This window comes from Sphingomonas lacunae (assembly GCF_012979535.1).
Classification (GTDB): domain Bacteria; phylum Pseudomonadota; class Alphaproteobacteria; order Sphingomonadales; family Sphingomonadaceae; genus Sphingopyxis; species Sphingopyxis lacunae.
Genome location: NZ_CP053015.1, coordinates 1,974,012 through 1,985,457, shown reverse-complemented (window position 1 = coordinate 1,985,457; position 11,446 = coordinate 1,974,012). Strand labels below are relative to the sequence as shown.

General features: G+C 61.3%; 13 protein-coding genes. 10 read left to right on the top strand and 3 right to left on the bottom strand.

The window, feature by feature from the left end; translation table 11 throughout:
• The first annotated feature begins 37 nt into the window (after positions 1 to 37).
• Genes GV829_RS09525 through GV829_RS09515 form a run of 3 tightly spaced genes read left to right on the top strand, consistent with a single transcriptional unit; the run spans position 38 to position 3,278 of the window.
• Positions 38 to 919 (top strand): SPFH domain-containing protein, encoded by an 882-nt coding sequence (locus GV829_RS09525; protein WP_425505452.1) that lies wholly within the window; start codon positions 38 to 40, stop codon positions 917 to 919.
• A gap of 14 nt (positions 920 to 933) precedes the next feature.
• Positions 934 to 1,386 (top strand): NfeD family protein, encoded by a 453-nt coding sequence (locus GV829_RS09520; RefSeq protein WP_169946135.1) that lies wholly within the window; start codon positions 934 to 936, stop codon positions 1,384 to 1,386.
• Between the two features lie 44 nt (positions 1,387 to 1,430).
• The gene (locus tag GV829_RS09515) at positions 1,431 to 3,278 is read left to right on the top strand and encodes a DUF885 domain-containing protein (protein ID WP_169946133.1); all 1,848 of its coding nucleotides are present in this window, start codon (positions 1,431 to 1,433) and stop codon (positions 3,276 to 3,278) included.
• 53 nt (positions 3,279 to 3,331) lie between these two features.
• Here GV829_RS09515 and GV829_RS09510 read toward each other — a convergent pair whose 3' ends face one another.
• From GV829_RS09510 to GV829_RS09500, 3 genes are read right to left on the bottom strand one after another with little or no spacing between them, the layout of a single operon-like run.
• Positions 3,332 to 3,748 (bottom strand): hypothetical protein, encoded by a 417-nt coding sequence (locus GV829_RS09510; protein WP_343042813.1) that lies wholly within the window; start codon positions 3,746 to 3,748, stop codon positions 3,332 to 3,334.
• A gap of 39 nt (positions 3,749 to 3,787) precedes the next feature.
• Complete coding sequence (locus GV829_RS09505) at positions 3,788 to 4,318, bottom strand: GNAT family N-acetyltransferase (RefSeq protein WP_169946131.1); 531 nt, start codon at positions 4,316 to 4,318, stop codon at positions 3,788 to 3,790.
• Between the two features lie 2 nt (positions 4,319 to 4,320).
• Positions 4,321 to 5,907 (bottom strand): phosphoenolpyruvate carboxykinase, encoded by a 1,587-nt coding sequence (locus GV829_RS09500; RefSeq protein WP_169946129.1) that lies wholly within the window; start codon positions 5,905 to 5,907, stop codon positions 4,321 to 4,323.
• 283 nt (positions 5,908 to 6,190) lie between these two features.
• Here GV829_RS09500 and GV829_RS09495 point away from each other — a divergent pair, with 283 nt between their 5' ends.
• The 7 genes from GV829_RS09495 to GV829_RS09465 are packed head-to-tail and all read left to right on the top strand — an operon-like array spanning position 6,191 to position 11,414.
• Positions 6,191 to 6,898: a response regulator transcription factor gene (locus tag GV829_RS09495; RefSeq protein ID WP_169946127.1), complete on the top strand. Its 708-nt coding sequence runs from the start codon at positions 6,191 to 6,193 to the stop codon at positions 6,896 to 6,898.
• Positions 6,849 to 8,453, top strand: a complete 1,605-nt coding sequence (locus tag GV829_RS09490) for a stimulus-sensing domain-containing protein (RefSeq protein ID WP_169946125.1) — start codon at positions 6,849 to 6,851, stop codon at positions 8,451 to 8,453. Before GV829_RS09495 ends, GV829_RS09490 begins: the two co-directional genes overlap by 50 nt.
• Positions 8,450 to 8,929: an HPr kinase/phosphorylase gene (locus tag GV829_RS09485; protein ID WP_212612119.1), complete on the top strand. Its 480-nt coding sequence runs from the start codon at positions 8,450 to 8,452 to the stop codon at positions 8,927 to 8,929. The genes GV829_RS09490 and GV829_RS09485 overlap by 4 nt, the downstream gene beginning before the upstream one ends.
• Positions 8,930 to 8,938: 9 nt before the next feature.
• On the top strand, positions 8,939 to 9,871 hold the full coding sequence (gene rapZ, locus GV829_RS09480) for an RNase adapter RapZ (protein ID WP_169946123.1): 933 nt from the start codon (positions 8,939 to 8,941) through the stop codon (positions 9,869 to 9,871).
• A 33-nt stretch (positions 9,872 to 9,904) separates the two neighbouring features.
• Positions 9,905 to 10,309 carry a PTS sugar transporter subunit IIA gene (locus tag GV829_RS09475; RefSeq protein ID WP_169948168.1) on the top strand — a complete coding sequence of 135 codons (405 nt, stop codon included), beginning with the start codon at positions 9,905 to 9,907 and terminating at the stop codon, positions 10,307 to 10,309.
• On the top strand, positions 10,306 to 10,584 hold the full coding sequence (locus GV829_RS09470; protein ID WP_169946121.1) for an HPr family phosphocarrier protein: 279 nt from the start codon (positions 10,306 to 10,308) through the stop codon (positions 10,582 to 10,584). The genes GV829_RS09475 and GV829_RS09470 overlap by 4 nt, the downstream gene beginning before the upstream one ends.
• Before the next feature lie 5 nt (positions 10,585 to 10,589).
• Complete coding sequence (locus tag GV829_RS09465; RefSeq protein WP_169946119.1) at positions 10,590 to 11,414, top strand: TrmH family RNA methyltransferase; 825 nt, start codon at positions 10,590 to 10,592, stop codon at positions 11,412 to 11,414.
• Positions 11,415 to 11,446: the final 32 nt, after the last annotated feature.

The window sequence follows — 11,446 nt, the reverse complement described above, 5'->3', positions numbered from 1 at the left end:
TTTCTTTGCCATCATCTTCATCTTTTCCAGCGTGAAGATGGTCCGGCAGGGCTTTAACTACACGATTGAACGCTTTGGCCGCTACACAAAGACGGCGCAACCCGGCCTGACCGTGATTGTCCCGGTGTTCGAACGTGTTGGCCGCAAGGTCAATATGATGGAACAGGTGCTCGACATTCCCGGACAGGAAATCATCACCCGCGACAATGCGATGGTCGGCGTTGACGCGGTTGTGTTCTTCCAGGTGCTGGATGCAGCTAAGGCCGCTTATGAGGTGAGCGACGTCTACCTCGCCATCATGCAGCTAACCACAACCAATCTGCGCACGGTCATGGGGTCAATGGACCTCGATGAAACCTTGTCCAAACGCGACGAAATCAACGCACGCCTGTTGAGTGTGGTCGACCATGCCACCGGGCCATGGGGCGTCAAGATTACCCGCGTCGAAATCAAGGACATCCGCCCGCCCGCAGACATCAGCAACGCAATGGCCCGCCAAATGAAGGCTGAGCGTGAAAAGCGCGCCGTCATTCTGGAAGCAGAAGGGATGCGCGCCGCCGAGATCCTGCGCGCCGAAGGGGAAAAGCAGGGCCAGATCCTCCAGGCTGAAGGGCGCCGCGAAGCTGCGTTTCGGGACGCCGAAGCGCGCGAGCGCGAAGCTGAAGCCGAAGCCAAGGCAACCCAGATGGTCTCGGAAGCCATCGCCAGCTCAGGGTCACAGGCTATCAACTATTTCGTGGCGCAGAAATATGTTGAGGCCATCAGCGGCTTTGCCACCTCACCCAATGCCAAGACTATCCTGTTCCCGGTCGAGGCCACACAGTTGATCGGCACACTTGGCGGCATAGGCGAACTGGCCAAGGAAGCGCTGAATGGCGGCACACCGCCCACGACGCCACAGCGCCGCAGCGACCAGTAAGGGAGAAACGCACCATGCCTGAATCTCTCGCACCACATATCTTGTGGCTGACCGTGGGCGTTGCACTCTGTGCAGCGGAAATGGTTGTTCCGGGCGTCTTTCTAATGTGGCTGGGCATTGCCGCGCTGCTGACCGGACTCGCCGCCTTTCTGTTGCCGATTGGCGTGGCGCTGCAACTGGCCCTGTTCGCTGTCCTCGCCTTGGTGTGCGTGTTTTTCGGGCGTCGCTGGACAGGCAGCAATGTCATCCCCAGCGACGACCCGCTGCTCAACGACCGGCTCGCCCGGTTGGTAGGGGAAACCGCCGTGACGGTGACGGCAATTGTCGATGGTGAAGGCCGGGTCCGGGTCGGCGATAGTGAATGGTTGGCGCATGGTCCGGATATGCCGGCGGGAACCCGCGCCAAAATTACTGGGGCCCGTGGCCAGACCCTCTTGATCGAAGCGTTGCATCCCGCAACAAGCTGAGAGACGGGGGTAGCGTCGCCTTCGTCTTTGCCGCGGAGTCAGACATGCGTTTTTCCCGTCGAGACCTGATGCTTACGTCAGGATCAACCCTGGCCTTGGCTGGGCTTTCCGGCTGCATGCCAGCGGCAACCGGAACGCCCGTAGCCCGAGGGGCTAACCCGCCGCCCTTACCAGCCGATAGGGCGGCACAGGACCGTCTTTCCGCCATTGCCGAGCGGTTGCTGGCGGATGTACCGGAAACCGCTACTGGTCTTGGCCTCGACAAGGATACGCGGGCCGGGCTCAAGGCGCGTTTGCAAGACCGCTCGCCAGCCGGCGTTGCAGGCACCGCTGCCATGTTGCGTCAATCGTTGGGCGAACTGGCGAGCATCGACATGGAGGCGCTTAGCCCCGCCACCCGCATTGACGTCGATGTCGTCAAGACAAGCTTCGAAATCGGCCTTGGCGGCCTCGCTTTCCCATTCGGCGATGTTGCGGTGGGCGGATGGCGCAATACGCCCTATGCGGTCGCCCAGAATGTCGGCGCCTTCCTCGATACCCCGCGCCTGCTCGACAGCAACCACACAGTCGAAAACACAGCAGATGCCGAAGCCTATCTGGCGCGGCTTGATGGTTACGCCGCCCAGCTTGATGGTGAAACCGAACGGCTACGCATCGCTGAAGGAACGGGGGTTATCGCGCCCGACTTTCTGCTCGACAAATGCCTTCGCCAAATCCGCCTCGCTGCCAGCGGCAACCCGGCTGACTGGGATGTGGTGACAAGCATCGCCAGACGCGCAGCCGCCATGCCGGGAGATTTTGCCCGCCGCGCCGAACGGATCGCCGCCTCACGCGTCGCCCCTGCGCTCCAACGGCAGATCTCCGAACTCGAACGCCACCGGGCCCGCGCCGACAATCGCGCCGGTGTTTGGAAGTTCCCGCAAGGCGACGACTATTATGCATGGACGCTGGTCGCCGCGACGACCACAACGATGACACCCGATGACGTCCACCAAATGGGGCTGGATCAGCTTGCCGACCTGCAACGGCAGATGGATGCCATCCTGCGCCCTCTCGGCTATACACAAGGGTCGGTAGGTGAACGGATGACAGCATTGGGCCGCGACCCGCGCTTTACCTTCCCGGACAATGACGAGGGCCGTGCCCGCATCATCAGCATATTGCAGGACCGTATCAACGACATGCGGGCTCGCATGCCACAGGCGTTCACCGTTCTGGTCCCCGGACGAGTGGAGGTAAGGCGGCTTCCGCTGGCCGAGGAACCCGGAGCGCCAGGCGCCTATGGTGGTCCCGGCACAATTGATGGCAGCTTACCTGGCCGGCTGTGGATCAACCTGCGCACCACCGGCATCTGGACCACCTATTCGCTCCCGGACCTCGCCTATCATGAGGCGATTCCTGGCCATGCCTGGCAGGGGGAATATAGTTTTCGCCTGCCGCTTGTCCGCTCTATCCTTGCCTTCAACGCCTATTCCGAAGGCTGGGCCCTTTATGCCGAACAGATTGCCGACGAGCTTGGCGTCTATGAGGCGAACCCCGTGGAACGATTGGGCTATCTGCAATCATTGGCTTTCCGTGCCTGCCGGCTGGTTGTCGATACAGGTCTTCACGCCAAACGCTGGACCCGCGAACAGGCAATCCACTGGTTCGCCAGCACCAATGGCTCCAGCATCGATGAAGTGCAGGGAGAGGTTGACCGCTATTGTTCATGGCCGGGCCAAGCCTGCGGCTACAAAGTCGGGCATAGCGAGATCAATCGCCTGCGTGACCGTGCGCGGGCGGCGATGGGCAGCCGCTATGACTGGCGGACCTTCAACGATGCCGTGGTGACCAGCGGCAATGTGCCGCTCACTGTGCTCGGACGGGTTATCGACCGGCACATAGCGGAGTGAGCCAGTCCCCTGCCCGGCCGAGACCGGCCAGGCAGGGAAAGGCTCCCTAGAGATTATTTGCCGAAAAGCTTGCTGGCAAAACCGGCAATGTCGTTGATCGGATTACCATCACCATCGCGGTCGAGCATGTTGCTGATATTGGCCAGCGTACCTTCGCCGCCGATGCCTTGCATCAATTGCGTCAACGTGTCGGCTGACAGACCGGTTACCGCAGACGCGCTTTCGACCGTATCGCCAGGTTCGGCATGCGCCTTGCCCAAGGCGGCGGTCGCAGCCTGCAACTGCTCAGGCGAAAGGCCCAGCTTGGCACCCAGTTCGTTCAGCTGATCACCACCGATCTGGCCCAAGATCCCGTCAAGCATACCCATGGTTGGTCCCTTTTCATTTATCCGGCGCCCGGCCCCATTGTCGGGAGCAGCCTTGGTCAACATGGGACGCAGTTCACTGTTGCGCAAGCGGTGTGACGTCACGACGTCAACGCCAGACGACCAACCGCTTGCAACGGCGACTTAGGCCTCTGACGGCAATGACTTTTCGAGGATGACAAAAACCAGGTCATCCTGCCTGGGCTTGCCGAAACGGGCATCTCCATAGGGAAAGTCGGATCGCTCCCCGGTGTCTTCATAACCACGCCGGCCATACCAGGCGATCAACTCTGTGCGCTGGGCGATCACGGTCATGCGTGCCCGGTCAAATCCAAACGAGCGGCTGACTAGGGTTTCTGCCTGCTCCAACAGCCAGCGCCCCAGACCTGCGGCCTGCCGGGACGGGTCAACTGTCACCATGCCGACATAGCCATGATCATCGCGGCCTTCGATCAGGACGCAGCCGACCAGTTCCCCGTCCTCCTCTGCAAGGAGAATTGTCTGACGCGGATCAGCGATACTGGCGAGCAACATGTCCGGGTCGGTGCGCTGACCATCAAGCAAATCGGCTTCATGGGTCCAGCCGCGCCGGGCCGAATCGCCACGATAAGCAGATTCGACCAGCGCGTGCAGGTCCATCACATCAGCAACCGTCGCCGCGCGGGCGAGGCGCATATTCAGGCGGCGCGGGGTGCTGCCTGGCGCACACCTTCATCGACATGGTCAGTGAACTGCGCAAAATTATCGATGAACTGCTGCACCAGTTTCTTGGCCGTTGCGTCATAGGCGTCCTTGTCCGGCCAGGTGCCGCGCGGATCGAGGATGGCACTGTCCACCCCGGTCACCGACACCGGAACCTTGAAACCGAAGTTGGGATCGGTCCGGTACTCGACATTGGCCAAGCTGCCATCGAGCGCGGCGTTGAGCAGGGCGCGGGTCGCCTTGATCGGCATGCGGCTGCCAACCCCGTAGGAGCCGCCGGTCCAACCGGTGTTGACCAGCCAGCACTTCACCCCGCCCTTGGCAATCCGTTCCTTGAGGAGATTACCATAGACGCTGGGATGGCGCGGCATGAACGGCGCGCCAAAGCAGGTGGAGAAGGTTGCCGACGGTTCGGTCACCCCGATTTCGGTGCCCGCAACGCGCGCGGTATAGCCCGAAAGGAAGTGATACATGGCCTGATCCGGGGTCAACTGCGCGATCGGCGGCAACACGCCATAAGCGTCAGCCGTCAGGAAGATGATATTCTGCGGTACCGGGCCCAGATTATCCTTCGACGCATTGGGGATAAAATCGATCGGGTAGGAACCACGGCTGTTTTCAGCCAGACTGTTGTCGTTGAAGTCAAGTTCACGGGTTACCGGATCGATCACGACATTTTCGAGCACAGTACCAAAACGCTTGGTCGTGGCAAAGATTTCGGGCTCTGCCTCGGGCGACAGATTGATCATCTTGGCGTAGCAGCCGCCTTCGAAGTTGAAGACCGCGGTATCCGACCAGCCGTGCTCGTCGTCACCGATCAGCGTGCGCGACGCATCCGCAGACAAGGTCGTCTTGCCGGTACCCGACAATCCAAAGAACACAGCCGTGTCGCCATTCGGGCCGATATTGGCCGAACAGTGCATCGGCATGATGCCCTTGGTCGGCAACATATAGTTGAGCAGGCCGAACACCGACTTTTTCATTTCGCCCGCATATTGGGTGCCACCGATCAGAATCAGCTTTTCCGAGAAGTTGACGGCAATGACCGTTTCGCTGCGGCTGCCATGGCGAGCCGGATTGGCCCGGAAACTCGGCAAATCGATGATCGTATATTCGGTCTGGAACGCCGCCAGTTCAGCAGCCGTCGGACGGCACAAGAGCGTGCGGATGAACTGGCTGTGCCAGGCAAATTCGGTGACGACCTGCACCGCAACGCGATGTTCGGGCTGAGACCCGCCAAACAAGTGCTGGACGTAGAGCTTGTCCTTGTCGCCCAGCGCGGCAAAGAAATCGGCCTTGAGCGCGGCGAAATGCTCCGGCGTCATGCCCTTGTTGGTGTCGCCCCACCAGATGCTGTTTTCGGTTTCGGCGTCACGGACGATGAACTTGTCCTTGGCGCTGCGGCCGGTGTGCTTGCCAGTGGCCACAACCAACGGCCCGTCCTTGGCCAGAACACCTTCGCCGTTACGCAGCGCATGTTCAACCAGAGGTGCGGCGGTCAGATTCTCGAACAGTTCAGCTTTGATTGCCAAACTCTGTCCACCAATCACCAACGCCATCATCCTACTCCTTGCTCAGTGGTCCGGCCTTCGTCGCATTCGTATGCGAATTGAACTTGCCGTCCCGTTAGTGGTCCATTGCCCTTACGTCAAAAGCAATCTTCAATGCCGGTAACAGGTTGTTAAGTGGTGACCGAATGGCCCACTTTGAAGAGGTCGCGCCTTTTAGCTTTACCTAAGGCGGCTTGCTCCTGCCCTTTGCGATAGGCTATCCGGCTTTCATGACACGTTGCCGCCACCATAGGAAAAGCTTTGCATCGCGATTGCCCCAAACCGGTGCAAACAGATGAGCGCCACCATCGCGCTGGTCGATGATGATCGGAACATCCTCACCTCGGTTTCGATTGCACTGCAATCCGAAGGCTTTGCGACTCGGGTCTATGGCGATGGGGAAAGCGCGCTCAAGGCCCTGTCGGACAATCCCCCCGACCTTGCCATTTTCGACATAAAGATGCCGCGCATGGATGGCCTCGAACTGCTACGCCGGTTACGGGAAAAAAGCCAAGTGCCGGTAATTTTCCTGACGAGCAAGGATGATGAACTGGACGAAGCGCTGGGCCTCGCCATGGGGGCCGACGACTATATCGCCAAGCCTTTTTCCCAGAGGCTGCTGATCGCCCGCATTCGCGCCATCTTGCGCCGGACAGAGCTGGTCCGTTCATCGGTCAGCCCAGACGAACCAGACATTGCGGAGCCTATCGTCCGCGGCCGGCTAACCATAGACCCGGCCCGTCACCGTGTGTTGTGGGACGGCAAGACGGTGTCGCTGACGGTGACCGAATTTCTGATCCTGGAGGCGCTCTCGCAACGACCCGGCGTGGTCAAGAGCCGCAACCAGCTGATGGACGTTGCCTATCAGGATGATGTCTATGTCGATGACCGCACCATCGACAGCCACATCAAGCGCATCCGGCGCAAGTTCCGGGTGGTCGACCCGGACTTTGATGCCATCGAAACCCTCTACGGGGCCGGATACCGCTTTGGCGAGGAATGAAGAGCCGCGACGGCTGAGGTGGAGCGGCAAGGTACCGCTCGCCTGGCGCATCCTGGCGGTCAACATCTTCGTCATCGCGCTTCTGGTCGGAGGATTCCTCTATCTGGACAGCTACCGCTCACGCCTCATCGACGAACGACAGGAAAGGCTGACCCTGGAAGCGCAGTTGCTGAACAGCGCGCTTCGCACAACACCGGCGCAAGGTCACCCGGCGATGATCCGCGAGTTCAGCAGGATCGCTGCCGCGCGCATCCGCGTCTATGATGCCGATGGCGATCTGGTGATCGACAGCTTCCGGATCGGTCCGCCTGCCTATCGCCTGCGTGACCCGGACACCCAGCCGATCAACCGACAGATAGCCAGGGCAATGGACCGCTTCCTCGACTGGGTAGTGCGTGCGCCAACGCCGGCCGAATATGTGGAACCGGAACTGGACACCGCCAGAGCATGGCCGGAATTGCGCGCAGCGATCGGCGCGCCTGGCACGGTGATGAAACGCTATCGCTTTGCCCCTGACCGGACACCGATGATCAGCACCGCGATCAGCGACGCCAATGGTCGGTCGCTATTGTTGCTGACCAACGCGCGCGACATTACGCGAACCGTCCGGGCCGAACGACTGCAATTGGGCTTTATCCTTGCGGCCGTGACCATCCTTTCGGTGCTGTTGTCCCTGTTTCTGGCGCGCACCATAGTCTTGCCGCTCAAGCGACTGGCCGACGCCGCAACCCGGGTGCGCCTTGGCCGAGCCCGCGATGTCGTCGTGCCCCGACTTCCGTCGCGGCGGGACGAGATTGGCACCCTCGCCCGTGCTCTTTCGGACATGACCCTCGCCTTACGGGCCCGCATCGACGCGGGCGAACATTTTGCCGCGGATGTCACGCACGAACTCAAAAATCCGTTGGCGTCACTACGATCCGCTATCGAGGGACTTGAACGGGTCGAACAGCCTGATCTGAGAGCCCAGCTATTTGCCATCGCCCATGATGATGTCAGGCGGCTCGACCGTCTGATCAGCGACATTTCCGAAGCGTCGCGGGTCGATGCCGAACTGTCCCGCAGCCAATTCGAGCGCATTGATGTCGGCGCGTTGATCGAACCGATCATCGCCGCCCGGCGTGCCCGGGCGAAAGCCGGTGATCCGGGTATCGCCTTTGCACGTCCAAGGGTCGGCACCGCCATGATCATGGGCGAACCATCCCGGCTTGCCCGCGTGATCGAGAATCTCCTCGATAATGCCCACTCCTTTTCTCCACCTGGCGGCGTTGTCCGTATAGGTGCCACCTGCGCCGATACTGTGGTCATCATCCGTATCGAAGATGACGGGCCGGGGGTGCTGCCCGATCAGCGCGAGGTCATTTTCCGGCGGTTTCACTCGGTGCGCCCCCTGTCAGAGGATTTCGGCAAGCACAGCGGCCTGGGTCTCGCCATCGCCCGCACCATCATCGAGGCGCATGATGGCGAGATCATGGCGCTTGACCGTCCTGATGCCGCTGCCGGTGCCTGTTTCGAAATCCGCCTGCCTGCCGCGCCAGAGCTGCCGGCCCAGCCATGAACAGCGCCACTTCGGCCAGCCGACCGACCCCGGTCGTTATCCATGGTACAGCCGTGTCCCTCGACGGCCGCGGCGTGCTGCTCATCGGACCGTCAGGCTGCGGCAAATCCGACCTTGGCTTGCGACTGGTTGATGCCGGGGCAAGGCTCATCGCCGATGATGCGGTCCGCATCCTGCCCTGTGACGCGCCACAGCGGGGCCGTTGCCTGATGACCGCCCTCTCTGGGGGCAATGGCCGCATGATGGTACGCGACATAGGCGTCATCCGACTGGCAGCTGACCAGTTGGCCGATACGGCATGCCCGCTCTGTTTGGTTGTTGACCTCAAAGAATCGAGAGGAATCGACAGCGGCTTTGCCCGCCTCGGCGCCTGGTCAGCCCTGCCCGACCGCAAAGTCCCCCTGATCAGCCTGCCTGCCTTTGATCTGACCAGTGTGCGAAAGCTGCATCTGGCGCTGGAGCGATGGGGCCACTAGATAGGGAGCATGACCGGGTCGTCGCCCCCCATACACCGTCAGCAAATCATGCTGGTGACCGGCCTTTCCGGTGCTGGCAAGTCGACCGCGCTGCGCGCGCTGGAGGACTTGGGCTGGGAAGTGGTTGACAATATGCCGATCCGACTGCTTGGCCCATTGCTGGCAACACCGATTGGCGACAGCACCGACATCACCGAACGACCGCTTGCCGTCGGCATCGACAGCCGCACACGCGGGTTCAGTGCCGACCGTATTGTACGATCGATCAAGCGCCTCCGCGATTCGGATCAGCACGACATTTCGACCCTTTTCCTTGATTGCGCGGGCACGGAACTGGACAGGCGCTATTCGGAAACCCGCCGCCGCCATCCCCTGGCAGAGGATCGTCCGGCTGCCGACGGCATTGCCAGAGAACGGGAGATGCTCGACGGCCTGCGCCGTTGGGCCGATCATCTGATAGACACCACCGCCTATTCCAGTAACGATCTTCAACAGGAAATGCGGCGGCGATTTGCCCTTGCCGACCGGTCGGGGCCAACCATCAATGTCATGAGCTTCGGTTTTGCTCGCGGCCTGCCGCGCAACGCCGATCTGGTGTTCGACATGCGCTTCCTGCGCAACCCGCACTGGGTGGACACGCTGCGTTCCGGCACCGGCCTCGATCAGCCTGTGGCCGACTATGTCAAGGCGGACCCTGCCTATGAAGGGGCAGTAGGCCAGATCGAAAAACTGCTTGAAACGCTGATCCCCCGCTATCAGGCGGAAGGGAAAAGTTATGTCACCATTGCCATTGGCTGCACCGGCGGGCGTCATCGCTCGGTGCATGTCGCCGAACGGATCGGCGCTTTTCTGCGCGGTCTGGGCTACAAGCCCAACATCATCCACCGCAATCTCTCATCTCTCACGCAGGAGAGCCTTGAGGGACGGCCTCCTTCGCCCTAAGGCAGCTTTCCAATGCCCGTTTCGCCTCCACCCCTGATCGGTCTGGTCCTTGTCACGCACGGTCGCCTCGCGGAGGAATTCCGCGTTGCGATGGAGCATGTCGTCGGCCCCCAGCGGGCGATCGAGACCGTCTGCATTGGCCCAAATGACGATATGGAGGCGCGGCGCGTCGAAATTTCCGCCGCCATTGCCAAGGTTGCCGGGACCAACGGCACCATATTGCTGACCGATCTGTTTGGCGGCACGCCATCCAATCTCGCCATCTCGCTGATGGAACCCGGCAAGGTGGAAGTGATCGCAGGGATCAATCTGCCCATGTTGATCCGTCTTGAATCGGCGCGCCGTTCGATGGGTGTGCGTGAGGCGGTGAAGGCCGCCCGTGAAGCGGGGCAGAAATATATCTCCGTCGCATCCGAATTGCTGGGTTCATCACTGTGAGCGGTTTGAGCGAAACCGTCACCATTACCAACCAGCGCGGGCTCCACGCCCGCGCCAGCGCGAAGTTCGTCAATTTCGTTGCCGCCTTGCCACCGGGAGTAAAGGTCGAGGTCGAAAAGGAAGGCAACAGGGTCAATGGCCTGTCGATCATGGGTCTGATGATGCTGGGTGCCGCCAAGGGCGATGACATCACTATCCACACCAGTGGTGACGGCGCTGACCTGGCCCTGCTCAAGCTGGTCGGCCTGGTCAAAGACAGCTTCGGCGAAGATTGACCGGCATGGAGCGCAATGCGCGCGGTCACCGCCTCATCCAGAGCGCCGCAAATCCGGTCATCAAGCGAGCCCGCAGCCTGCGTGAGAAAAAGCACCGGAAGTCCGAGGGGCTGTTCCTTGCCGAAGGTTTGCGCATCCTGACCGAGGCCCGCGAGGCCGGTAGCTTGCCGCAACAGCTTTTTTATGCCGAAGACCGACCGGGCCATCCGCTCGCCGAAGAGTTGATCACCGCCACTCTGGCGGCTGGCGGTGAAGTGGTCGCCACCAGCGAAGACATACTCTCCAAACTGTCCGGCAAGGACAATCCCCAGACGCTGATCGGCCTTTACCCCGACAGGCTGACCCCGCTCGCCGACCTTGATCGCCACGCCGCGCCGATCTGGCTGGTGGTGCAGGCAATGCGCGATCCGGGCAACCTCGGCACCATGTTGCGCACCGGCGATGCTGTGGGCGCCGGCGGCCTCATCCTTATCGATGATTGCGTCGATCCCTTTTCGGTCGAAACCGTGCGCGCGAGCATGGGCGCCCTGTTCACCCAACAGATCAGCACCGCCCGCTGGCCTGACTTTATCAGCTGGCTGCGCTCAGGCCCCGGCACGCTGGTCGGCACCAGTCTCGCGCCCGGCACTGTCGATTATCGCGAACCCGCCTATCCTGCGCCAACCTTCATCCTGATCGGCAATGAGGCCCGCGGCCTGCCCGACGATTATGAAGCGGCCTGCGACGTCCGGGTCAAAATGCCCATGCACGGCAAGGCCGACAGCCTCAATGCCGCCGTCGCCGCCGCTGTCATGGCCTATCAGGTGCTCGACCGGCAGGAACGCGGTTGATCGACGGCCGTTCATTGGCGGATCATCCTCAA

Excerpts from the sequence above, each read along its gene's own strand:
- GV829_RS09525 (WP_425505452.1), top strand. The coding sequence starts at position 38 with ATGGTCCGGCAGGGCTTTAACTACACGATTGAACGCTTTGGCCGCTAC.
- GV829_RS09520 (WP_169946135.1), top strand. The coding sequence starts at position 934 with ATGCCTGAATCTCTCGCACCACATATCTTGTGGCTGACCGTGGGCGTT.
- GV829_RS09515 (WP_169946133.1), top strand. The coding sequence starts at position 1,431 with ATGCGTTTTTCCCGTCGAGACCTGATGCTTACGTCAGGATCAACCCTG.
- GV829_RS09505 (WP_169946131.1), bottom strand. The coding sequence starts at position 4,318 with ATGCGCCTCGCCCGCGCGGCGACGGTTGCTGATGTGATGGACCTGCAC.
- GV829_RS09500 (WP_169946129.1), bottom strand. The coding sequence starts at position 5,907 with ATGATGGCGTTGGTGATTGGTGGACAGAGTTTGGCAATCAAAGCTGAA.
- GV829_RS09495 (WP_169946127.1), top strand. The coding sequence starts at position 6,191 with ATGAGCGCCACCATCGCGCTGGTCGATGATGATCGGAACATCCTCACC.
- GV829_RS09490 (WP_169946125.1), top strand. The coding sequence starts at position 6,849 with ATGCCATCGAAACCCTCTACGGGGCCGGATACCGCTTTGGCGAGGAAT.
- GV829_RS09485 (WP_212612119.1), top strand. The coding sequence starts at position 8,450 with ATGAACAGCGCCACTTCGGCCAGCCGACCGACCCCGGTCGTTATCCAT.
- rapZ (WP_169946123.1), top strand. The coding sequence starts at position 8,939 with ATGACCGGGTCGTCGCCCCCCATACACCGTCAGCAAATCATGCTGGTG.
- GV829_RS09465 (WP_169946119.1), top strand. The coding sequence starts at position 10,590 with ATGGAGCGCAATGCGCGCGGTCACCGCCTCATCCAGAGCGCCGCAAAT.